This is a genomic window from Rhizobium sophorae (assembly GCF_013087515.1).
GTDB lineage: Bacteria > Pseudomonadota > Alphaproteobacteria > Rhizobiales > Rhizobiaceae > Rhizobium > Rhizobium sophorae.
Genome location: NZ_JABFCN010000048.1, coordinates 318,378 through 339,906 on the forward strand (window position 1 = coordinate 318,378; position 21,529 = coordinate 339,906).

The 21,529-nt window shown below is 61.3% G+C and carries 19 protein-coding genes and 1 pseudogene; 7 read left to right on the forward strand and 13 right to left on the reverse strand.

What is annotated here, in order from left to right; translation table 11 throughout:
- Positions 1–179 precede the first annotated feature (179 nt).
- Both G9X64_RS27255 and G9X64_RS27260 read right to left on the reverse strand, forming a co-directional pair.
- On the reverse strand, positions 180–2,477 hold the full coding sequence (locus tag G9X64_RS27255; RefSeq protein WP_171377742.1) for a bifunctional diguanylate cyclase/phosphodiesterase: 2,298 nt from the start codon (positions 2,475–2,477) through the stop codon (positions 180–182).
- Between the two features lie 96 nt (positions 2,478–2,573).
- On the reverse strand, positions 2,574–3,128 hold the full coding sequence (locus G9X64_RS27260; RefSeq protein WP_168311247.1) for an RBBP9/YdeN family alpha/beta hydrolase: 555 nt from the start codon (positions 3,126–3,128) through the stop codon (positions 2,574–2,576).
- 175 nt (positions 3,129–3,303) lie between these two features.
- Here G9X64_RS27260 and G9X64_RS27265 point away from each other — a divergent pair, with 175 nt between their 5' ends.
- The 3 genes and pseudogenes from G9X64_RS27265 (at position 3,304) to G9X64_RS27275 (ending at position 5,231) form a co-directional block, all read left to right on the forward strand.
- The gene (locus G9X64_RS27265) at positions 3,304–4,116 is read left to right on the forward strand and encodes a DUF2189 domain-containing protein (protein ID WP_168317091.1); all 813 of its coding nucleotides are present in this window, start codon (positions 3,304–3,306) and stop codon (positions 4,114–4,116) included.
- A gap of 173 nt (positions 4,117–4,289) precedes the next feature.
- Positions 4,290–4,770 (forward strand): annotated as a pseudogene (locus tag G9X64_RS27270) (low affinity iron permease family protein).
- Between the two features lie 59 nt (positions 4,771–4,829).
- Complete coding sequence (locus G9X64_RS27275; protein ID WP_171377743.1) at positions 4,830–5,231, forward strand: hypothetical protein; 402 nt, start codon at positions 4,830–4,832, stop codon at positions 5,229–5,231.
- 75 nt (positions 5,232–5,306) lie between these two features.
- Here the strand turns inward: G9X64_RS27275 and purB are convergent, their stop codons facing one another.
- The 5 genes from purB to G9X64_RS27300 form a co-directional block, all read right to left on the reverse strand.
- On the reverse strand, positions 5,307–6,614 hold the full coding sequence (gene purB, locus G9X64_RS27280; protein WP_171377744.1) for an adenylosuccinate lyase: 1,308 nt from the start codon (positions 6,612–6,614) through the stop codon (positions 5,307–5,309).
- Positions 6,615–6,687: 73 nt separating this feature from the next.
- Positions 6,688–7,173 carry a hypothetical protein gene (locus G9X64_RS27285; protein ID WP_171377745.1) on the reverse strand — a complete coding sequence of 162 codons (486 nt, stop codon included), beginning with the start codon at positions 7,171–7,173 and terminating at the stop codon, positions 6,688–6,690.
- A gap of 32 nt (positions 7,174–7,205) precedes the next feature.
- Positions 7,206–7,931, reverse strand: coding sequence for a DUF2259 domain-containing protein (locus G9X64_RS27290; protein ID WP_171377746.1), 726 nt, complete (start codon positions 7,929–7,931; stop codon positions 7,206–7,208).
- Positions 7,928–8,605 (reverse strand): ribulose-phosphate 3-epimerase, encoded by a 678-nt coding sequence (gene rpe / locus G9X64_RS27295; protein WP_064247082.1) that lies wholly within the window; start codon positions 8,603–8,605, stop codon positions 7,928–7,930. The genes G9X64_RS27290 and rpe overlap by 4 nt, the downstream gene beginning before the upstream one ends.
- 63 nt (positions 8,606–8,668) lie before the next feature.
- Positions 8,669–9,751, reverse strand: coding sequence for a branched-chain amino acid ABC transporter substrate-binding protein (locus tag G9X64_RS27300; protein ID WP_171377747.1), 1,083 nt, complete (start codon positions 9,749–9,751; stop codon positions 8,669–8,671).
- A 182-nt stretch (positions 9,752–9,933) separates the two neighbouring features.
- Between G9X64_RS27300 and G9X64_RS27305 the strand changes: the two genes are divergently transcribed.
- Together G9X64_RS27305 and G9X64_RS27310 are read left to right on the forward strand one after the other, a co-directional pair.
- The gene (locus G9X64_RS27305; protein WP_168311255.1) at positions 9,934–10,428 is read left to right on the forward strand and encodes a flavin reductase; all 495 of its coding nucleotides are present in this window, start codon (positions 9,934–9,936) and stop codon (positions 10,426–10,428) included.
- A 30-nt stretch (positions 10,429–10,458) separates the two neighbouring features.
- Positions 10,459–10,776, forward strand: coding sequence for a TfoX/Sxy family protein (locus G9X64_RS27310; RefSeq protein ID WP_065280095.1), 318 nt, complete (start codon positions 10,459–10,461; stop codon positions 10,774–10,776).
- A 101-nt stretch (positions 10,777–10,877) separates the two neighbouring features.
- On the opposite strand, the gene G9X64_RS27315 is transcribed toward G9X64_RS27310, so the two are convergent.
- The 5 genes from G9X64_RS27315 to G9X64_RS27335 all read right to left on the reverse strand — a co-directional run bounded on the left by G9X64_RS27315 (position 10,878) and on the right by G9X64_RS27335 (position 15,734).
- Positions 10,878–11,300, reverse strand: a complete 423-nt coding sequence (locus G9X64_RS27315) for an NUDIX domain-containing protein (RefSeq protein WP_171377748.1) — start codon at positions 11,298–11,300, stop codon at positions 10,878–10,880.
- An 8-nt stretch (positions 11,301–11,308) separates the two neighbouring features.
- Positions 11,309–12,856, reverse strand: coding sequence for a DEAD/DEAH box helicase (locus G9X64_RS27320; protein ID WP_168311257.1), 1,548 nt, complete (start codon positions 12,854–12,856; stop codon positions 11,309–11,311).
- A 156-nt stretch (positions 12,857–13,012) separates the two neighbouring features.
- The gene (locus G9X64_RS27325) at positions 13,013–14,332 is read right to left on the reverse strand and encodes a M23 family metallopeptidase (RefSeq protein WP_171377749.1); all 1,320 of its coding nucleotides are present in this window, start codon (positions 14,330–14,332) and stop codon (positions 13,013–13,015) included.
- A gap of 104 nt (positions 14,333–14,436) precedes the next feature.
- A complete protein-coding gene (locus G9X64_RS27330; protein WP_171377750.1) occupies positions 14,437–15,264 on the reverse strand; it encodes a ferritin-like domain-containing protein in 828 nt (275 codons plus the stop codon).
- Complete coding sequence (locus tag G9X64_RS27335) at positions 15,261–15,734, reverse strand: peroxiredoxin (RefSeq protein WP_168311260.1); 474 nt, start codon at positions 15,732–15,734, stop codon at positions 15,261–15,263. The genes G9X64_RS27330 and G9X64_RS27335 overlap by 4 nt, the downstream gene beginning before the upstream one ends.
- A gap of 125 nt (positions 15,735–15,859) precedes the next feature.
- Between G9X64_RS27335 and G9X64_RS27340 the strand changes: the two genes are divergently transcribed.
- A complete protein-coding gene (locus G9X64_RS27340) occupies positions 15,860–19,258 on the forward strand; it encodes a YhdP family protein (RefSeq protein ID WP_171377751.1) in 3,399 nt (1,132 codons plus the stop codon).
- A gap of 50 nt (positions 19,259–19,308) precedes the next feature.
- Here the strand turns inward: G9X64_RS27340 and G9X64_RS27345 are convergent, their stop codons facing one another.
- The gene (locus G9X64_RS27345; protein ID WP_171377752.1) at positions 19,309–20,970 is read right to left on the reverse strand and encodes an alpha-amylase family protein; all 1,662 of its coding nucleotides are present in this window, start codon (positions 20,968–20,970) and stop codon (positions 19,309–19,311) included.
- 221 nt (positions 20,971–21,191) lie between these two features.
- Here G9X64_RS27345 and G9X64_RS27350 point away from each other — a divergent pair, with 221 nt between their 5' ends.
- Complete coding sequence (locus tag G9X64_RS27350; protein WP_168311263.1) at positions 21,192–21,512, forward strand: hypothetical protein; 321 nt, start codon at positions 21,192–21,194, stop codon at positions 21,510–21,512.
- Positions 21,513–21,529: the final 17 nt, after the last annotated feature.

A 21,529-nucleotide genomic window follows, 5' to 3' on the forward strand; every position in this document is an offset into this window, starting at 1 on the left:
CGCCTGTCGCTCCTTCCCGGGTTTCGGATTCTCTTGGTCCCGATTTCGGGTTTTCCCGGCCCTGGTTTCCAATTTTACGGAATACCGCCAAGAGAATCGAATGAATTCGCAAGACGAGTCTAGCGTCTTTTCCTCTACGGTGGAATGAAGGCAAAATGGCGGGCCGCTTTTGCAGGTTTTTATTTAGCGGCTCTGCTTCGCAGCGCGCGACGGAGCTGCGTCTGCAGGGCGCGAGCAGCGATTTGCCCGTGGCGCCAGCTTCCGGCGCGGATGAAAGAGGGGATCTGCATGGCCGGCATCGGCCGGGCGAGCGCGTAGCCCTGCAGCGTGTCACAGTCGAGTTCTTCGAGAATGCGGATATGATCCGCCGTCTCGACGCCCTCGGCGATGACGAGAATGTTCAGCGAGCGGCCGATATCGATGATCGAGCCGACGAGTTTGCGCTGCTCGGACGATTGCGGCAGCATGCGGATCAGTTCACGGTCGATCTTCAGCGTTTTCGGGCTCAATCGCAGCAGGCTGACGATCGAGGCATGGCCGGTACCGAAATCGTCGATCTGGATGTCGATGCCGAGCTTGCGCAGCTTTTTCAGGTTGGCGGCCACCGCCTCGTCGCAATCGTCGAGCGAGATCGATTCCAGCAACTCGAATGAGATGGTGCCGGGCTCGATCTTCAGGGCCCGGAGCTTCTTGCCGAGATCGGGGTCGGCGAGCCGCCTGGCGGAGACGTTGACCGATATCTTCGGGATCGACAGTCCGTCCTTGATCCAGACGCGGCGGTCGGCCAGCGCTCGTTCCAGGATCAGGGCGTCGATGGTCGAGACGACGTCGAGATCCTCGGCGATGTCGAGGAAGCGGTCGGGCGTCAGCAGCCCGTGCACCGGGTGTTGCCAGCGGGCAAGCGTTTCAATGCCTGCGACATCGAGCGTGCGGGCATCGAACTGCAGCTGATAGAAAGGCACGAATTCATTGCGCTCGAGGCCGATCAGGATCTCGTCGGCGAGGTGTTTGGCGGAGATGATGTCGCGGCGGGCAGAGGCCGAGAAGAATTCGAAGCGATTGCGGCCCAGGCCCTTGGCCCGATAAAGCGCGATATCGGCGTCGAGCAGCATTTGCTTGGCGTCGAGTGTCGATCCGCTATCGATGGCGATGCCGATGCTGGCGCCGAAACGGCAATCGTGCCCCTCATATCTGACGGGTTTGCGCAATTCGCGGATAACACGTTCGGCAAGGCCGGCGATCTTCTTCGACGCGGGATCGACGGCGCAGAGGATGACGAATTCATCGCCGCCAATGCGGGCGACGAAATCGGCGGCGCGGACGGAATGTCTCAGCACGTTTGCGGCGTGCTGCAGCATGGCGTCACCGGCCCGGTGGCCCAGCGTGTCGTTGATCTGCTTGAAGCGGTCGAGATCGATATGCAGGATCGCCAGTGCCAGGCCCTTTGCCCGGCATTCGGCCGAGCGCTCGCCCAGCATCTTGTCGAGATAGCGGCGGTTCGGCAGGCCGGTGAGATAATCGTGAAGCGCCAGGTGCTCGATGCTCTCCTTGGCGGCTTCGAGTTCGCGGTTGCGCGCCTCGGCCAGATCCTTGGCGCGCTGCAGCTCGTTGCGGAGCGCGACTTCCTCGGTGACGTCCCAGTTGGCGCCAATCAGCTTGCGATGGCCGTTGCCGTCGACGAAGAAGGCCGAGCGGGCGCGGATGACGCGTTCGGCGCCGTCGCCGCGGATGATGCGGTATTCCTGCTGGAAATCGCTTCCGCTTTCGACGCTGCGGTCGGACAAGCCAAGCACGCGCTCGCGATCGTCGGGATGCAGGCTTTTCGCCCAGGCGTCGCCGCCGATCAGGCGTGAGGCGCCTTTGAGCCCGTAAATGGCGATGAGGCGGTCGTCCCATTGGACGATATCACGCTCGATATCAGCCTCGAAGACGCCGATGCGGGAAACCTCCAGCGCCAGATCAAGCCGGCGCGACAAACGCGACAGTGTTTCCTCGGCTTCCTTGCGGGCGGTGATATCCGTATCCGTGCCGATGATGCGCGTCGGCACGCCGTTCTCGTCCCATTCGACGCAGGCGCCGCGACACTCGATCCAGACCCACTGGCCGTCCTTGTGGCGCTCGCGATATTCGAAGATCTGGTAATTTGGATCGCCGGCATTCTGCCGGTCGATCGCATGGACTACGAAATCGCGATCGTCGGGATGAACGAGCTGCAGCCAGGCCTCGTAATCGCCGTCGGCTTCCTCGTCGGGCGCCATGCCGCGGATGGTTTTCCACGTCGGCGAGTAATATTTCCGGTCGAGCCGGTAGTTGTGATCCCATACGCCGAGGCCAGAGCCGACGAGCGCATAATTCCAGCGGCTTTCGCGCTCGGCCAGGTCGGAATCGTCGGTTGCCCCATTGCCGATGCCTGTCGCGGCCGCTGCGGCATCGCCATGCAGATCACCGGCCTCTGTATGGGCTTTCTTCACGGGCATTCTCGCTTATCTCACCTCGGCGCAGTCTGCGGTCATTCCATTAAGAAAGACTTAGAAAGCACCTGCTCAACAAGCGAGATTGCGCCTTTTCCTCGATCAGGGGGAGAGCCGGCCGAGGAACTGGGCAAAGACCATGGTACCTTCGGGCCAGGGGCCGTGACCGGAATCGGCATTGATATGACCGGACTCGCCGGCATCGACGAGGAAGGAGCCCCAGCTGCTGGCAATATCGTCGGCATGGTCGTAGCTGCCGAAAGGATCGTTGCGGCTGGCCACCGTGATCGACGGGAAGGGCAGCGGATCGCGCGGATAGGGGCCGAAAGTCATCAGGTGCTTCGGGCGGATGTCGGGATTGGCGACATCGGGCGGAGCGACCAGGAAAGCGCCAGCCACGCGGTTGCGGAAATGCGGGATGGCGTGGATCACCGAGGGCACGCCCAGCGAATGGGCGACGAGAACGACCGGACGGGTCGAGGCGTTCACCTCCTCGGCGATGCGTGCGATCCAATCCTCGCGGACTGGCTTTGTCCATTCGGCCTGCTCGACGCGCCGCGCCGTGCTGAGTTTTGCCTCCCAGCGGCTCTGCCAATGGCTCGGGCCGGAATTGGTGTAGCCGGGGATGATGAGGATATCTGCGTCTGAGGCTTTCATAGTGCCGCCGATGTGAGAAAGCTGGTCCAAGATGTCAAGAGGGGATGTCAAGCAAGAGAGCGACACGGGCGCTGAGATTTGTTATATTGCGCCAGTGCCGGTTGCGGATTTCGTGTCGGCTTGCCCGCCGATGCTTACCGCCGCCGACCAGGTCTCGGCTGAGGAGGAGAAAGCCATGGCGACATTTCATGTCATGACGGGTGCTGGCGAAAGCTTCGCGCGGCCCGTGGTCAATCGCATCGGTATCGCCGACGTCTTCGACGCGCTGAAGCGCGGGTACGACGATTTCATGGAGAAACCGTCTCACTATGTGTTTCTGTGCCTGATGTACCCGATCGCCGGCGTCTTCCTGACGTTGTGGACCTCGGGCGCCAATCTTTTGCCGATGGTCTTCCCGCTGATGGCAGGTTTCGTGCTGATCGGCCCGATCGCGGCGATAGGCCTCTACGAGATCAGCCGCCGGCGCGAGGCCGGCCTCGACGCGTCCTGGACGCATGCGCTCGATGTGCGCCATTCGCCGGCACTGCCGTCGATTGTCGCGGTCGGGCTGATGCTGTGCGGCCTCTTCGTGGTCTGGCTGGTGACGGCGCAGACGCTCTACAGCAATCTGCTCGGCGAGGTCTTTCCGCGCAGCATGGCGGATTTCTTCCGCCAGGTCTTCGGCACGTCAGAGGGCATGCAGTTGATCATCTGGGGCAATCTCATCGGCTTCGTCTTCGCGCTCGTCGTGCTGGCGATGACCGTCATCACTTTTCCGCTGCTGCTCGACCGCGATGTTGGGGCAGTCGCCGCCGTCACGGCGTCGATCCGCGCCACGGTTCTCAATCCGGTGCCGGTGTTGCTCTGGGGCCTAATCGTCGCCGCACTGCTCGTCATCGGCACGATCCCGGTCTTTGCCGGACTTGCGCTCGTCATCCCGATCCTCGGCCATGCGACTTGGCATCTCTATCGCAAGCTGATTGGGCGGGAAGGGGAAGTCACAGCATAACCACGGCTTCGCCTGCGGGGAATCACGGAGAGCCCTCAGGGGAAATCTCCGATCCCTGGGAGAATCTAGATCCCTGGGGAACCTCGATCCTGGCTCGGAGTTTGTTCAGCCGGGAGCATGGTGTCGTCGACTTCATGCTCCGGAGACTTCGAGGGAGGATTCCAGAGGTGACGATGAAGCATCTGTTCGCCCGCTTCGCAACAAAGGTATCGGAATGGGCGGGCAAACCCGTCATTTTCATCCTGGCGCTGATCGCCGTCGTCATCTGGGCGGCACTCGGCCCCTTCTTCGATTATTCGGAAACCTGGCAGCTGGTCATCAACACCGGCACGACGATCGTCACCTTCCTGATGGTCTTCGTGCTGCAAAACGCCCAGACACGCGACACGCGGGCGATCCAGGCCAAGCTCAACGAAATCATCCTCACCAGCCATGCCGAAAACCGTTTCATCGGTATCGAGAATCTCGACGAGGAAGAGCTGAAACGTCTCGACGAGCTGGTCGCCAAGGCATGCCAAAGGCAGGGGTGAGAGGGAGGCTTGCAGGACATCGGAGGCAGCGAATGCGGCGCCGTCGAAGAACGCGGAGGCGCGTAAACGCTCTGTGGCTGCCAAAGCGCCGAAGCAAAAACAACGGCCGCTTGAGAAAAGCTAGACTATGAAATAGAATCGGCAATTATATTGAGTTCATTAAATCCAACTCCGTAGGGGAAAATGAACGACTCCTTTCTTAGAGAACCGCAGGTCGAGCTGTTCTTTCAGGCTTATTTCATAGGAATGGCGTTAGGTCATTTGCCATTTTTCTTCGACGATATCGGCTTTATCGCGTTTATTCCAAAGTTTATTGTTTCGCTTCCAATCGTTTTTATATTATTTATTTTTTATCGCGTTAAATACTGTGAAATAAATTCACGACCAGTTCTTTGGTCATTTATCATTTTTATAGCAATTTTATTGCTGATCACGGCGGCTTTCTTGCTGTTATCAGGTGGCAGCATTCAAAGGCTGACCTTATTAGCTTTTTTCTTATTCATTTCCCTGCCTTCTGTCTTTGTCGCCTGCATGTACTTTACAGTTATAATCAGGCTGCGACTGAGGGGAAAAGCCGTCCGATAGATTCTCGATGGAGAGGTATGCCGGCAGAAAAACGGCGCCTGCAAGGGCGCCGCTATATCGTTGATTGCAGATCGCTCAGGCGTTGCCAAACACACGGCGGAAGATCGTGTCGACGTGTTTGGTGTGGTAGCCGAGGTCGAATTTTTCGCGGATGTCCTCTTCCGACAGTGCGGCGCGGACTTCGGCATCGGCAAGCAGCTCTTCCAGGAAATCCTTGCCCTGTTCCCAGACCTTCATGGCGTTGCGCTGTACCAGGCGGTAGGCGTCCTCGCGGGAAGTGCCGGCCTGGGTCAGTGCCAGCAGGACACGCTGCGAATGGACGAGGCCGCGGAACTTGTTGAGGTTCTTTTCCATGTTCTCGGGATAAACCAGCAGCTTTTCGATGACGCCGGCGAGCCGAGACAGGGCGAAATCAAGCGTCACGGTGGCATCGGGGCCGATCATGCGTTCGACCGAGGAATGGGAGATATCGCGCTCGTGCCAGAGGGCGACGTTTTCCATGGCCGGCATGGCGTAGGAGCGGACCATGCGGGCAAGGCCGGTCAGGTTTTCGGTCAGCACCGGGTTGCGCTTGTGCGGCATGGCCGAAGAGCCTTTCTGGCCGGCCGAGAAATATTCCTCGGCTTCCAGCACTTCGGTGCGCTGCAGGTGCCGGATTTCCGTTGCCAGCCGTTCGATCGAGGAGGCGACGACGCCGAGGGTGGCGAAATACATGGCGTGGCGGTCGCGCGGGATGACCTGGGTCGAAACCGGCTCGGCCTTCAGGCCCAGCGCCTCGGCGACATGTTCCTCAACGCGCGGATCGATATTGGCGAAGGTGCCGACAGCGCCCGAGATGGCGCAGGTCGCGACTTCCTCGCGCGCGGCGATCAGGCGCTGGCGGCAACGCTCGAATTCGGCATAGGCGAGCGCCAGCTTGACGCCGAAGGTGGTCGGCTCGGCGTGGATGCCGTGCGATCGGCCGATGGTGACGGTGTCTTTGTGTTCGAAGGCGCGTGTTTTCAGCGCGGCAAGCAGGCGGTCGATATCGGCAAGCAGGATGTCGGTGGCGCGGACCAATTGCACGTTGAAGCAGGTGTCGAGCACGTCGGATGAGGTCATGCCCTGGTGGACGAAGCGCGCATCCGGGCCGACGATCTCGGCGAGATGGGTGAGGAAGGCGATGACATCATGCTTGGTGACGGCCTCGATCTCATCAATGCGGTCGACGTCGAAGGTGGCGCTGCCGCCCTTTTCCCAGATCGTCTTTGCCGCCGATTTCGGGATGACGCCGAGTTCGGCCAGCGCGTCACAGGCATGCGCCTCGATCTCGAACCAGATGCGAAACTTGGTTTCGGGAGACCAGATGGCGACCATTTCGGGCCGGGAATAACGCGGGATCATGGGTGGCTGCCTTCACTTCAAGAGGTTTGCTTCATCAACGTTAGCGCCCCTGTAGCAAAGAAGGGCGGCAATCTCAACGCATGCGTTTGGCAAGATGATAGCTGCTTGCGACAAGACAGACGAGGCCGAGCGGCAGGAAGAGGCGCAGGCCGATCACCAGGAACTGATAGACTGCGCTGATACTGGTGAAGACGAACTGGAAGGCCCAGACGATGCTGCCGAAGGGCGCGTGCCAGCGCGAATAGAACATCCGGTATTCCATGGCGAAGAGGAAGGCGGTCATCAGGATCGTGGCCGCTGTCAGCGTCACGAAAAAAGCGGCAAAACGCGTTTCCAGCGGCCTGTCATAGGCCAGGAAACGGGCAACCGGCAGGGCGAAGGGCCAGGCGAACAGGCCGCCGGCGAAATAGAGTGCGGCGACCTCGGCGAGGCGGCTCGTCTGCAGGCCGTTGCGCAGGTAAAGGCCGAGCATGGCGGCGGCGAGCATCTGAATGCCCCAAAGCAACGCGCCGGCGATCAGATCGGGATAGGGCGGTCGTGCAGCTCTTAGACGATCCATCCTGGGGCGATCCGTCCTCGGACGATCCATGCTCAGGGATGAACCGGAACGGCGATCCAGCGTCCGTTCCTGTCGGCATCGAAGGCCAGGACGAGGGCGATGTGAACCTGGTTTCCGCCTTCCGGCTGATAGACCATGGCGCCGCCGATCCGGTATTCGACCGAACATACGCGCTCGGCCGGAACTGCGGTGGCCTGGCGCGCCGCCTGCCGGTTCGGAGCGCCTTCCTTCTCGATCATCTGCAGGCTGAAGCCGATGACCCGCTTGTCGACCGCAGCGCAATCCTTCGGCGTCGGTACCGGCATCTCGCCGAGCGAGAGCGTATAGGGCGCTTTCGGCGGACCGTCGGTTGCAAGCGTCGTGTAGCGAAGCGTCTTCGAGGGTGAGCCAAGCTCGGTCGGCGGATTGAAGGCGGCAATCAGGCCGGGATTGGTGAGGAGATCGTATTTGTCCATCTGGCTGCGCGCCGCCGTCAGGTTCTGCCGCCGCGCCTTGGAGAGATTGGCGTCCTTATCGGTCAGCTCGGTATGGAAGGGCGTGCCCTCGAGATAGTGGCCATCTTCGGTATCGATGAAATAGGTGTTGGAGTAGGGAAGGTTGCCGCTCTCCTCGATGCCGAACTCCTGAAATCCGAAGACCTTGCCGTCGGCGGAAAAGCCGATCGGCTGGATATTGGCGATGTCGCCGGCAAGTGACAGGCCGGGCAGGCCGGCAAATGCGGCAGCAAGCATGCCACCAATGATCATACGTTTCTTCATGCTCGTGCCCCTTCCGCTGCCTGACGCAGATCGGCGACAGTCCGGCGATAATCCTCGACCGTATCGCCCTTGAAAATTGCCGAGCCGGCGACGAGGACGTTGCCGCCCGCCCGCGCGATATCAGGCGCCGTTTCCACCGTGACGCCGCCGTCGACCTCGAGTTCGATCGGCCGATCACCGATCAGTGACTTCGCCGCCGCGATCTTCTTCGCCATCGCCGGAATGAATTTCTGTCCGCCGAAACCGGGATTGACCGACATGATCAGGATGAGATCGACATCGTCGAGCACGTTCTCGATGGCGCTGAGCGGTGTCGCCGGATTGATCGTCACGCCGACTTTCTTGCCGAGGTTGCGGACGGTCTGCAGCGAGCGGTGCAGATGCGGTCCGGCTTCGGCATGGACGGTGATACGGTCGCAGCCGGCCTTGGCGAAGGCTTCGAGATAGTCGTCGACTGGCGAGATCATCAGGTGGCAGTCGAAGGTGGCTGATGTATAGGAGCGCAACGACTTGATGACATCGGGGCCGAAGGAGATGTTCGGCACGAAATGCCCGTCCATCACGTCGAGATGGATCCAGTCGGCGCCGGCGGCCGTCACGTCGCGTACCTCCTCACCGAGCCTGGCGAAATCCGCTGCGAGGATCGAGGGTGCAATGCGAATGGGCAGCGTCATCAAATTATACTCCGTATGGGGCTCCATCTGTCCGCGGCGCCCGAATTCAAGGCTGATGCCCGCTCATTGCGTCGGCGCGGCAGGTGGAAAAAAGCCGTTGCTCCGCCATTCGAGCAGGCGGTAGGGGTTTTGCGAAAGTTCATGCGCGCCGGTGAAGCCGACGGCGCCGATCGGCGTCTGGAATGTCGTGCCGACAAGCGTCTCTTGCAGAGGTTTGCCCGCTGCGGCGGCGGCTTCTCCCGCCTGGCCGGCAATGAGGGCGGCGGCCAGCGACGGCAGGACATAACCTTCCGGCTCGATGCCTTTGGCGCGCAGCGCATCGGCTGCAACTGTGCCTTCCGGCAGAAGGGCGTATTCGGGCAGGGCGACGGCGCGCACGCCATCTGCGAGCGGCAGCGGCTGATTGGCGGCGCGCATGGCATCGCCGCCGAGGATGGACAGCTGGATGTTCTCGGCCTTGGCGTCGCGGGCGATGACGGCGATATCGTTGCGGTCGCCGCCGATGAAGACCCTGGTGGCGCCGGCCCGTTTCAGGCGGCGGACGAGGGCAATCTGCTGCTCCTGTCCCGGACGGTAGGTGTCGGTAAAGACCGGCTTCAGGCCGTTCTGCTCCAGCGCATTGCGGACCGCTTCCGCCAGTTCGCGGCCATGGATGGTGCCGTCCTCGATCAGCGCGATCGGATCGGCGGCCCAGTCTTTCAGGATCACCTCGATGACCTTTGACGCCTCGGCTCCGTCGGCGGGCGCCGCCCGGAAGAGCGGCCAGCCGTTCTTCAGCGCATCCTCCATCAGGATGCGGGAGCGCACCGAGACGGTGATCGCCGGAATATTGGCGTCCTTCAGCTTCGGCAGCGCGCCTTCCAGCGTCTCGCTGCAGAGAAAGCCGACCGCGACTTGCACCTTGGCGTTGACAAGCGCATCTGCGACCGCGGCACCACTATTGTCCTCGCAGGTCTCGTTGATGGCGACGAGGGTATTTCCGGACTGCTGGATCTCGAAACCGGCGCCGGCGGCAATCTGGGCGCCGAGGAGGGCGATCGGTCCGTTCTGAGGGGCGACGATACCGATCGTCACGCCGGCCGCATGGCTTTCAGCCGCCGCTCCCAGCAGCGCCAGAAAAGCTGCTATGCCACGCAGGTTGATCATGAAAGGCGGAGATCCCTAGCCATCGTCCATGCCCTTTTATCCGCAAGGCCGCGATCGTCAAAGAAAAACAAGCGCAACACAGCGCTTTTCACCGGTCCTATTGTAGAAAAGGTAACCGATGCTCGCCATATTGGCGCGATGGCAAGACAATCCAGGCATAAAGCGCGCGCACGGAGAAGCAGGTGTTGAACAGGCAGCATATCGACCCCGGCCTTTATCGCGATGCCATGAGCCGGTATGCCGGCCATGTGCAACTCGTGACGACGGCCATGGGCGAACTGCGTCGCGGCGTCACCATCACCGCCGCCTGCTCGGTCTCGGACAATCCGGCCTCGGTGCTGATCTGCCTCAACAACACCAATCCGAAGAACGCAATTTTCTTCCGCAGCGGCGTCTTCGTGCTCAACACGCTTGGCGCTCATCACCAGGCCGTTGCCGACGCTTTCTCCGGGCGCACCGCGCTTACCAATGACGACCGCTTCGCCAGCGCCCGTTTCGACACACTCGTCACCGGCGCGCCGGTTCTCTTCGATGCGCTCGCCGCCTTCGATTGCCGGGTGACCGACATCAAGGAAATGCCGACGCACAATGTCGTCTTCGGCGAGGTCGCGGCTGTCCGTTTCAGCGAAAAACACCCGGCGCTGATCTATATGAACCGGGATTATCACGCGCTGTAATCCGGCTTGCGGTATTTGAGGAAGCAGAGAATGGACAATGCCGGGATCGAGGAAATGTTTCAGGGGCTCGGACCTGTCACGATCAAGCGCATGTTCGGTGGAAAGGGCATCTATCATCTGGGGCGTATCATAGCGCTCGAAGTGCGCGACGAAATGCTGCTTAAGGCCGACGAGACGAGCGCCCCGGAGTTTGCCGCCGCTGGTTCCACGCAATGGACCTATGAGGGAAAGAAGGGCAAGCCGGTAAAAATGCCCTACTGGTCGATCCCCGACGAGGCTTACGACGATCCCGATCTGATGGCGAAATGGGTGAGGCTTGCCTATGAGGCGTCTCTTCGCGCCGAATAGCTAAAGCAATTCCAGGAAAAGTCCGAAGCGGTTTTCCGTCCGAAATTGCGTAAAGACAAAAGTTAGAGCGGTTCCGCGTTTCCATGAAAAGCTGAACTGCTCTAGCCGCGTTCACCGGGCGGCAACGCTTCTATCGCCGCTTTGGTGAAGGCCGACAGTGGCGTGGGCAAATCCGTCAGTGGAAACCAGCCGAAATCCGAGAGCTTGTCCGGTTCGGTCAGTTGAGGTTCGCCCTCGACGTCGCGGACGAGATAGAGAATCGAGATCCAGTGTTGGCGATCGGCATCGATGATCTGTTCGGTCATGCCGATTCGCTCGATGTGGCCGATCGTCAGGCCAGTTTCCTCTTCGGCCTCACGACGCGCGGCTTCCTCAGCCGGCTCCATGTGACCGACCTTGCCGCCGACGATATTCCAATAGCCGGCTTCAGGTGGACGCATGCGTTTGTAAAGAAGGATCCTGGCGTCGCGCAGAATCACCAGGCCGACGCCGAAGCCCGGAAAATCGAGACCGGGCTTACCCATGGCAATGCTCAGACCTTGGCGCTGCCGGCGATCAGCATGAAGGCGGGAATGTCGTCGCCGAAGCCGACCGGAGTTGGGCCGTCGTCGTGATCGCGATGACGGCGGCGATCGCGGCTGTCATCGTTTGCCGGGTAGGGCCGACTGTTGCGCGCATTGTTCTGCGGCTTCTGCTCTGCTTTGCGCTCGTTCTTCACGATGTCGGCCTTTACTGGTGCTGCTTCGATCACGTCGACGCCATTATCCTGTATGTCGTTATCAGATTTATGACTCGCGGCGGCGCGATTGCCACGTCCGCGTCCACGATCCTTGTCGCCACTCTCTCTCGGCGCACGATCCCGGCCTGCACTATCTCTGGCGCCCCGCTCGCGGCTGTTGCGACGCGGGCGTTCGCTGTCCCGGCTGTCTTCTGCCGGCGGCGGCAGCGACGTCAGGTCACCGCTCAACCATTCGACCTTTTCGCCGATCAGCTTTTCGATGGCATCGATGAACTTAGTGTCGCGCTTGGTGACGAGGGTGAAGGCGGCACCTGAGCGGCCGGCACGGCCGGTGCGGCCGATGCGGTGGACGTAATCCTCGGAATGGATCGGTACGTCGAAATTGAAGACGTGGCTGACATCAGGGATATCGAGGCCGCGGGCGGCGACGTCGGAAGCGACCAGAAGCTGGAGATTGCCGTCACGGAAGCTCTGCAGCGTCATCGTGCGGGAACGCTGATCCATGTCGCCATGCAGGGCGCCGACCGAAAAGCCGTGACGCTCGAGCGACCGGAAGAGATCGGCGACATCCTTCTTGCGGTTGCAGAAGACGATGGCGTTCTTGAGCTCGGTCTGGGCGCGGACGAGTTCGCGCAGGACGGCGCGCTTTTCGTAATCCTTGCCGTGCGACGCGACGAAACGCTGCGTCACTGTCGCTGCGGCGGAAGCCGGCTTTGCAACCTCGATACGTTCGGGATTCTGCAGGAAGCGGTCGGCGAGCTTCTGGATCTCCGACGGCATGGTTGCCGAGAAGAACAGAGTCTGGCGGGTGAACGGGATCATCTTGGCGATGCGTTCGATATCGGGGATGAAACCCATGTCGAGCATGCGGTCGGCCTCGTCGATGACGAGGATCTCGACGCCGCTCATCAGGAGCTTGCCGCGCTCGAAATGGTCGAGAAGGCGGCCGGGGGTGCAGATCAGCACGTCGGCGCCGCGTTCGAGCTTGCGGTCCTGGTCCTCGAAGGAAACGCCGCCGATCAGAAGGGCGACGTTAAGGCGGTGGTTCTTGCCGTATTTCTCGAAATTCTCGGCGACCTGGGCGGCGAGTTCGCGCGTCGGTTCGAGAATCAGTGTGCGGGGCATGCGCGCACGCGCACGGCCCTTCTCCAGAAGCGACAGCATCGGCAGCACGAAGGATGCCGTCTTGCCAGTGCCGGTCTGCGCGATGCCGCAAATATCGCGGCGCTCGAGCGCAAACGGGATGGCGCCCGCCTGAATGGGCGTGGGGATGGTGTAGCCCGCATCCGTAACAGCGGATAGCACTTTTTGGCTCAAGCCAAGGTCAGCAAATGTCGTCAAAGGGAAAACTGTTTCCGTTCCGTTCGGCCGAACTCTGAACGAGTCGGCGGGATTGCATGCCGCAATGCAGCGCGACATAGCCCCGAATGGCCGGCAAGTCAAGAAATAGAGACGCCGCACCCATTGCAGAGTGAAGCGTTGGTTACCAGGCAGGAGTTACTTGATATAGGTGGCGAGTTTAAGGCCGGCATTCATGAAATATACTGGATCGACGGCATGGCCATCCTGGCGCACTTCATAATGCAGGTGCGTGCCGGTCGAGCGGCCGGTGCTGCCGGCAAGGCCGATGACGTCGTTGCGGTCGACCGTGTCGCCGACTTTGACCAGAACCTCCGACATATGCCCGTAACGCGTCGAGATGCCGTTGCCGTGATCGACTTCGACCATATTGCCGTAGCCGCCGGTCCAGCCGGCCGAAATCACCTTGCCGGGCGCCGTCGAGCGGATCCTTTCGCCCGGCGAAAAGCGGAAGTCGATGCCGGAATGGAGCGCGAGGCGGCCGAGGAAGGGATCGCGGCGGTTCCCGAACGGGCTGGTCACGTCCTTGCCGATAGCGGGATTGCGGAAGGGCAGGGATTCGGCGGTGCTACGCACTGCTTCGAGCCGGGTCAGCGCGCCGTCGAGCGCTGCCAGCGAATTGTTGAAGCCGTCGTTGCTTTCCGGCTCGACATAGGGGCCACCGACTGCATCGTCATCGTCTTTCCTGGCAGCGGTCTCGGGCATCGGAATCTTGAAGCGGGTCAGCACGGTCTCGATGGCGTTGGCGGCATTGCCGGCATCGCTCGTCAACTGTTCGACACGGCTGCGCTGATCCTGTTCGACATCTTTAAGGGACAGTGTCACCTTGGAGAAGATGCGGTCGGCACGGTCGCCGACCGTGTCGGTGGCCGGCACATAGGCAAGCGTCGAATTGTCGGGCGTCGCATCGGCGGGCGCGCCGCTCGCCAGCTGCTTCTCGATCGCCTCGATGCCGCTACCGGAGAGCGAAGCACGCTTGTCCTTGACGTCGGGTACATAGGACTGAACGGGCGAAGACGGCGCAGGCGGGGCGCCGTCCTTTTCCGTCAGGCCGGAGCTTTCGGCGCGGTCGAGCAGATTGTCGAGCTTGCCATGGCGGGAGGTGAGCGCCATCTGCTGCTCCATCAGCTTGTCGACCTTGTCTTCCACCACCTGCTGGTCGAGAAGCTGGCGGGAGGTGATGCGGTCGACCTGCGCGCGGAGGGCAGCGATGCGGTCTTCATAATCGTGCTGCATGCGGGCCTGGCGGGCCATCGTGGCACCGATCAGGTCGTCGCGCAGCACCAGATAGGACGTGGCCAGGAGATAGCCGATCGAGAAGACGCCGACGAAGCAGAAGGCAAGTGCTGCCATCCATGGCCGGACCGTCATATGGCGGACCTTGTCGCCGCTTGCGAGGATGAGGATATGTTCCTTCGCCCGCCTGCCGAATACCCGGTGCTGATGTCCGCTGTTCACGCAGGCTCTCCCGATTGATGCTCTACGCCTCTTTGAGAAATTAGACACCGTTATGGTTAATGAATGCTTTCATTGTTGCCGTCGCGTCATAAATTTCAGTGACTTCAAGCGTGGCTGATCGATGCGAGCGCGCGATAGAAGGACGGCGTCAGCCCGGCTTCGGCGCGGGCAAGGTCGTTGAAGGGCGGCTTCAGCGGTCCGCGGAAATTGGCGCGCACCAACTCCTGGAAGGCCTTTGCCGGGTCGCGCTTCTCGCGGGCGCAGAGGAAGCGGAACCATTTGGCGCCGACGGCGACATGGCCTTTCTCGTCATTGTAGATGACGTCGAGCACCGCTGCACTTTCGAGATCGCCTGTCTGGCGCATCTTCGCCTGCAGCGACGGGGTGACGTCGAGGCCGCGGGCTTCCAGAATCAGCGGCACGACGGCGAGCCTTGCCGTCAGATCGTTGCGCGTCGAATGGGCGGCCTGCCAGAGCCCGTCATGGGCGGGCAGATCGCCATAATCGGCGCCGAGATCGTTGAGCCTGGCGCGCACCATACGGAAATGTTTCGCCTCCTCGAAGGCGACCAGCATCCAGCCGTCGAAAAAGGAATTCGGCACCGGCTCGGTCGCGAATCGCGCGACGATATCGAGCGCCAGATCGACGGCGTTGAGCTCGATATGGGCGATGGCATGAAGCAGGGCGATCCGCCCTTTGAGCGTATGCAGCGAGCGCTTCTCCACCTGGGTCGGCGGCGTCAGCACCGGTTTATCAGGACGGCCGGGCCTGTCGGGCAGGGCCGCATCGAGCGGCGAGCGCAGCGACACCCGGCGGGCGAACCAGCGGGTGGCGCTTTCCTGCGCAAGTGCCGTCTTGCGGTCGAGATCGGCGGAAGAGATCGCATCGATGGCACCGCCGCGTAGCGAGGTTATCGTGAGATCCCCGGTCACGCCGCCAGGTTCCTGACCGCCTCGAGCACAGTTTCGGCATGGCCCTGCACCTTCACCTTCTGCCAGATGGTGGCGATCGTGCCGTCCTGGCGGATCAGGAAAGTGGTACGCTCGACGCCCATGAAGTTGCGGCCGTACATGCTCTTTTCCTTCCAGACGCCATAGGCCTGCAGCGTCGTCTTTTCCTCGTCCGAGGCGAGCGCTACCGAAAGACGGTGCTTCTTGATGAACTTGTCATGGCAGGCGGCCGAATCGGGCGACATGCCGATAACGGCAGCACCCGCCGCTTCGAACTCGGCTGCTAACGCGGTGAAAGCCAGTGATTCGGCGGTGCAGCCCGTCGTGTCGTCCTTGGGATAGAAGAACAACACGAGCGGCTTGCCGTGGAATTCGGCCAGCGAAACGCGGCCGCCGCCGTCGCGGGGGAGGTTGAAATCAGGGGCCGAGGCGCCGATGCCGGGAACCGCCATTGGGAAAACCTTTCTTTTGCCGGGTTTGTGGATGACACTTTCTCTCCCCGAATTATATAGTGGACGGATACCCGTCCAGCATGGCCGGGTTCAATTCTTCACTTAAAGGGAGAGCCCGAAGGCGCATGTCAGCCATCCGCGGCGAAAAGGTCACGTTTCGCAAGAAGGATATCGTTGCGCTGGACCGCTTGCCGTCCGCCCAGGCCGAGGATCCGATCATCGTCCATTGCCCGCCGCCGCGTTCGCCGATGCGACGCACGGCGAAGCTGACCTCAGGATTTCTGGGGCTGATCCTTCTGATTCTCGCTGCCATCATTTTCACTGTCGAGAGCGGCATGTTCGACAAGGCGCTGTCGCAGCAGGCTCAGGCGGCGCTGAATGGCGTGGCCGGACCGCGTTATCGCGCCGAGGTCGGCTCCACCGTCATCCGCTTCACCTCTGATTTCCGGCTGGCACTGGAAGCACGCAACGTCAACATGATCGACCAGGAGAGTGGCCAGCACCTGTCGACGACCGGTTCGGTGCGCCTGGGGCTCGATCCGCTACAGCTTTTCCGCGGCCGCATCGCCGTCGCGGACATCGAAGCGGAGGATATCGCGCTCGATACCGCGCTTCTGCCCTCCGGCAATGCCGTCAAGCTCGACGATCTGCGCATCGACGCCATGCCTGCGGCGATGGAGAAGATCTTCTCGCAGTTCGACATGTTCGACAGCATCGTGACCCGCGGCTCCACCAATTCTGTGCGCATCTCCGGCATCGACATCAAGCTTGCCGATACCGCCAACGGTCCGCTGTCGCTTGTCATCGACAATCTCGTCTTTGCCCATGCCGGCCCGTCCTCGCTGCAATTGACCGGTGAAGTCGCGCTGAACGGCGAGGTGGCGGAGCTCGACGTGCTGGCCGAGAAGGAAGAGGGCCATGTGTCGAAGGTCGTGGCGACGCTCAAGCATGCCGACCTCACCCCCTTTGCGCTGAAACGCAACGATCAGGGCGTGATCCGGCAGGGGCTCAGCGCCTTTGCCGATCTGACAGTGTCGGCCACCAGAGCGCGCGATGGCGTGCAGCCGGCGCTTGCGGCGACGATCGACATCGATCCCGGCCAGATCTATGCGGACGGCGATCCGCAGGAACTGTCGGGCGGGCAAATCAACCTCGTCTACGATTTCTCCAAGCAGACACTCGAGATCGCCCGGTCGAACGCCCGGTTCGGCGCGACCACGCTTCCCATCAACGGCGCGCTGATCGATCTCGACAAGCTCGACCCGCAGGCCGGCAAAGGCTTCGGCATCGACCTGCTCGTCAGTGGCGGCACGGCAGCCCCCGGCGGCTCTGGCGAGCAGCCGCTCTCCTTCGACATCCAGGCGACCGGTCGCTACATGGTCGCCGGCCGCGAATTCCAGTTTCCCAACATGACCGTTTCCAGCCCGCTCGGCGCGCTCTACGGTTCACTTGATATCAAGCTCGGCGACAAATCGCCGGAAATCAGCTTTGCCGGCCAGTCGGCGCAGCTGCAGACGATCGCGATCAAGCAGCTCTGGCCGTTCTGGATGGCGCCCAAGGTGCGCACCTGGGTGCATGGCAATCTCTTCGGTGGCACCGTCACCGACGCCGCCATTTCCGTCTTCATTCCCTTCGGCAGACTGGACGAGGCAGCCGGCGGCAAGGGATTGAAGCTCGACGCCAACCAGATCCGCATCGGCTTCGATATCACGGGCGCGCGGATGAACGTCGCCGGCGACATTCCGCCGATCCGCGACACGTCAGCGCATTTCGACCTGACCGGCCCGGTTGCGACGATCGCGATCAAGAGCGGCACCTCCTATTTCCCCTCCGGCCGGTCGGTCGGCCTCGGGCAGGGGACGTTCATCCTGCCTGCCACCTACGATAAACCGCTGATGGCCGATATCGATCTCGCGGTCTCCGGGGCGGCGGACGCCGTCGGCGAGCTTCTGACCTACCGGCCGATCCGGGTGCTGCAGCGCGCCGGCTTTACGCCCGACGATCTCAAGGGCCGGATCGAGGCGAATGTTAAGGCCCATTTCGGCCTGCTCTCCTCGCAAAACCCGCCGCCGGCTGAATGGACGGCGGCAATGAAGCTCACCGATATCGATCTTGCCAAGCCGTTTTCGGGCCGGATGATCAGCAATCTCGACGGCACGCTGAACGGCAATCCAAAGCGGATCACGCTCGACGCCAAGGCCCAGATCGACGGCGTCCCGGCCGATATCGAACTTACCGAACCTGTCGAGGCAGCCGATGCAGCGGCCAGGCAGCGGGTGATCACCGCGACGCTTTCCGAGGACCAGCGCAACAAGCTGATACCCGGGCTTTCCGGCATCGTCGGCGGCAGCGTGAAGATGGTGCTGACGCGGATCGACGACGATCGGCAGGATGTCCAGCTCGACCTTACCAAGTCGCTGCTGGAACTGCCTTGGATCGGCTGGTCGAAGGGCAGCGGCATTACCGCCACGGCCGAATTCGAAACATCAGGCCCGGCCGACAATACCCAGATCAAGAACTTCCGGCTGAAGGGCGATGGTTTCGGCGCCAACGGATCGCTGAACATCGGCAAGGGCGGGCTGATCTCGGCGGATTTCGACAGCGTCAAGCTCTCCTCGCTCGACGATTTCGCCCTGTCGGTGAAGCGCAGCAAAGGCAATTTCGACGTCTCGCTCTCCGGTGACAGCGCCGATGCGCGGCCGGTCATTGCGCGGTTGAAAGCGGGCTCGGACGGTGATGGTGATGGGGATGGCGGCAACACCGGCGTATCGGTGCGCGCCAGACTGAAAAACGTCATCGGCTTCAACGACGAGAAGGTCGGTAATTTTCAGGCGCAAATATCACTGCGTGGCGACAAGCTGCAGGCGCTCAATTTTTCCGCCGTTACCGACAGCGGCGAGGCTGTGGTCAGCCAGATGAAGGACGGCGGCGTCATCAACATCACCAGCGGCGATGCCGGCGCGGTATCGCGTTTCGCCGATCTCTACCAGCACATGCAGGGCGGCCTGCTCAATCTGGCCATCCGGCTTTCGGCAGATGGCGGCTGGGACGGCTCGCTCGACGTGCGCCGCTTCGCGATCGTCAACGAACAACGCCTGCGCTCGATCGTCTCGACACCGGTCGGAAATGAGCAGCGCAGTCTCAACGAGGCGGTCAAGCGCGACATCGATACTTCGTCGCAGCGCTTCCAGCGCGGCTTTGCCCGCGTCGTCTCGCGCAATGGCATGGTCGGCATCGAGAACGGCGTGCTGCGCGGCGACCAGATCGGCGCAACCTTCCAGGGCATCGTGCGCGACCGCAAGGGCAATATGGACATGACCGGCACCTTCATGCCTGCCTACGGCCTCAACCGCCTCTTCGCCGAATTGCCATTGATCGGCGTCATCCTCGGCAATGGCAGCGACCGCGGTTTGATCGGCATTACCTTCAAGCTGACAGGCAAGTTCGACCAGCCGAACCTGCAGATCAATCCGCTGTCGATCATCGCGCCGGGCGTCTTCCGGCAGATCTTTGAATTCCAGTGAGGGGAAAAGGCCGGACACGAATATGGACGGCCTTGTGATCTCCTTAGGACTTAAATCTCCGTCCGCCTGAGGAGATAGTCGAGGCCGCCGACGCGATACCAGCGATAGCCGTATGCATCGAGCATGACGGTATGAAATCCTTTCTCGTCCGCGTTGCTGCTCGCGCCATCGGCGATATCGATCAATTGTCGCCCGTCTTCGCCTCTCTCGGGATCAAAGGTCACTTCCGCCGGCTGCGCATGCAAATTGTGCAGGATCAACACGGAATTGCCACGCCAGTCATAACGAAGCGCCAGCACGCCGTCATTCCCGGTATCGATCACGGAAAAATCGCCCCAGCCGATCTCAGGGGCTTCCTTGCGCATCCGGATCATCCGCTCCGTCCAGTTCAGCAAGGAATTGGGATCGCGCCGCTGTTCGGCAACATTCACATGCTGGAAACCGTAGGGACCATCCTTGATGACCGGCAAGATGGGCTTTTTACTTTTGGTGAATCCGCCTTCCGGCTCCGTCGACCATTGCATCGGCGTGCGTGCGCAATTGCGCTCCGGCAGGCCTAGATCGTCGCCCATGCCGATTTCGTCGCCGTAGCGGATGACGGGCGTTCCAGGCAGCGAAAACAGCAGGCTGTTGGCCATTTCGATCCTGCGGTGGTCGCCGCCGAGCATGGGTGCCAGGCGACGACGAATGCCCCTGTCGTAAAGCTGCATGTCCTTTTCTGGCCCGAAGGCGGCAAATACCGCGCCGCGTTGCTTTTCCGTCAGTCGTCCGAGATCCAGTTCATCATGGTTGCGGAGGAAGAGGCCCCATTGCGCGGTCGCCGGGCGCGGTTTCGTGGCCTCCATTGCCCTCTTGAGCGGCCGCGTATCGGCGCTGGCGAAAGCATAAAACAGTGCCTGATTGACCTGGAAATTGAACATCATCTGCATGCGGTCGCCATCATCGCCGAAATATTCGAAATTGTCCTTCGGCAGGATATTGGCTTCTGCCAGGATGATAGAATCGCCCAGGCGCCACTGCAGGAATTCGCGAAATTTCCTCAGCATATCGAACTGTTCGACAGGCTTGGTAACGTCCGCGCCTTTCGTTGCGATGATGAAGGGGGCGGCATCCATCCTGAATCCGGAGACGCCGAGCTGGATCCAGAAGCCCATGATCTTGAGGATCTCCGCCTGCACGTCCGGGTTCGACGTATTGAGATCGGGCTGGTGATCGTAAAAACGGTGAAAATAATAGGCCTTCGCCTTGTCGTCATAGGTCCAGGTCGTCTTCTGGACGCCAGGGAAGACCATGCCCTGATCGGCATTATCAGGCTTTTTCTCCGACCAGACGTACCAGTCGCGATAGCGCGAGCGCGGATCGCTCCTGGCGGCCTGGAACCAGGCATGGTCCCTGGATGTATGATTGATTACCAGATCGATCAGCACCCGGATACCACGCTGCTTGGCGCCGTGGGTGAATTCGACGAAATCGCCGAGCGAGCCATAGCGCGGGTCGACATTGTAATAATCAGAGACATCATATCCGTCGTCGCGACCGGGCGACGCCTGAAACGGCATGAGCCAGATCGCCGTCACGCCAAGGCCGGAGAGATAATCGAGGCGCCGCATCAGACCCTGAAAATCACCGACGCCGTCACCGTTCGCATCCATGAAGGTCTCGACGGACAGGCAATAGATGACAGCGTTCTTATACCAGAGGTCGTTGATCATGCCGGGCTCCAATCCAATCTGGTCGCAAATCCCGGCGGGCGGAAAAGGTTCCGATAGCATTCGCTATGTGGGTCGCTAAGCTTCGCAGTAGAAAATGCGCCGGCTCCTCCTCGACAAAACCGATTCCAAGCCAGTCTGACAAATCCGGCAGTGATGCTTTGCCTATTTTAGAAAAATCTGATGTACTATAATGGCCCGGCCAGGAAGCAAAGGCCGGTGCAATGTCGGAGGATGCGATGCGGTGCGCCCGGACAGTTTCTTTTGCATCGGCCGCCATGATGGCCGTCACGATTGCCGACGTGTCGCTTTCAGCGGAAAAGAGCGTGCGGCTGAACTCGCAAGAGGCGGTCATCCGTTCCGACCACGTCCTGATGGTTCCTCTGGACGCGATGATGACGCCGCCGATCTTCTCGATCAGCTGGTGGTCGCGGGTGAAGCCCGCTTCCAGCGTCGATCCGCCGGGCTATCTTCTCAAAGGACCAGACGAGATGACGCGGAATACTGGCGGAGAGCTGAATGACCTTGCTCGCCGACCCGAATAGTCAGGCAAAGAAAAGCC

What these genes read in the sequence shown, in the direction of transcription:
- G9X64_RS27310 (WP_065280095.1), top strand. Translation starts at nt 10,459, where the DNA reads ATGGACAATGCCGGGATCGAGGAAATGTTTCAGGGGCTCGGACCTGTC.
- G9X64_RS27275 (WP_171377743.1), top strand. Translation starts at nt 4,830, where the DNA reads ATGAACGACTCCTTTCTTAGAGAACCGCAGGTCGAGCTGTTCTTTCAG.
- G9X64_RS27340 (WP_171377751.1), top strand. Translation starts at nt 15,860, where the DNA reads ATGTCAGCCATCCGCGGCGAAAAGGTCACGTTTCGCAAGAAGGATATC.
- G9X64_RS27315 (WP_171377748.1), bottom strand. Translation starts at nt 11,300, where the DNA reads ATGGGTAAGCCCGGTCTCGATTTTCCGGGCTTCGGCGTCGGCCTGGTG.
- G9X64_RS27265 (WP_168317091.1), top strand. Translation starts at nt 3,304, where the DNA reads ATGGCGACATTTCATGTCATGACGGGTGCTGGCGAAAGCTTCGCGCGG.
- G9X64_RS27350 (WP_168311263.1), top strand. Translation starts at nt 21,192, where the DNA reads ATGTCGGAGGATGCGATGCGGTGCGCCCGGACAGTTTCTTTTGCATCG.
- G9X64_RS27290 (WP_171377746.1), bottom strand. Translation starts at nt 7,931, where the DNA reads ATGAAGAAACGTATGATCATTGGTGGCATGCTTGCTGCCGCATTTGCC.
- G9X64_RS27260 (WP_168311247.1), bottom strand. Translation starts at nt 3,128, where the DNA reads ATGAAAGCCTCAGACGCAGATATCCTCATCATCCCCGGCTACACCAAT.
- G9X64_RS27300 (WP_171377747.1), bottom strand. Translation starts at nt 9,751, where the DNA reads ATGATCAACCTGCGTGGCATAGCAGCTTTTCTGGCGCTGCTGGGAGCG.
- G9X64_RS27285 (WP_171377745.1), bottom strand. Translation starts at nt 7,173, where the DNA reads ATGGATCGTCTAAGAGCTGCACGACCGCCCTATCCCGATCTGATCGCC.
- purB (WP_171377744.1), bottom strand. Translation starts at nt 6,614, where the DNA reads ATGATCCCGCGTTATTCCCGGCCCGAAATGGTCGCCATCTGGTCTCCC.
- rpe (WP_064247082.1), bottom strand. Translation starts at nt 8,605, where the DNA reads ATGACGCTGCCCATTCGCATTGCACCCTCGATCCTCGCAGCGGATTTC.
- G9X64_RS27335 (WP_168311260.1), bottom strand. Translation starts at nt 15,734, where the DNA reads ATGGCGGTTCCCGGCATCGGCGCCTCGGCCCCTGATTTCAACCTCCCC.
- G9X64_RS27255 (WP_171377742.1), bottom strand. Translation starts at nt 2,477, where the DNA reads ATGCCCGTGAAGAAAGCCCATACAGAGGCCGGTGATCTGCATGGCGAT.
- G9X64_RS27345 (WP_171377752.1), bottom strand. Translation starts at nt 20,970, where the DNA reads ATGATCAACGACCTCTGGTATAAGAACGCTGTCATCTATTGCCTGTCC.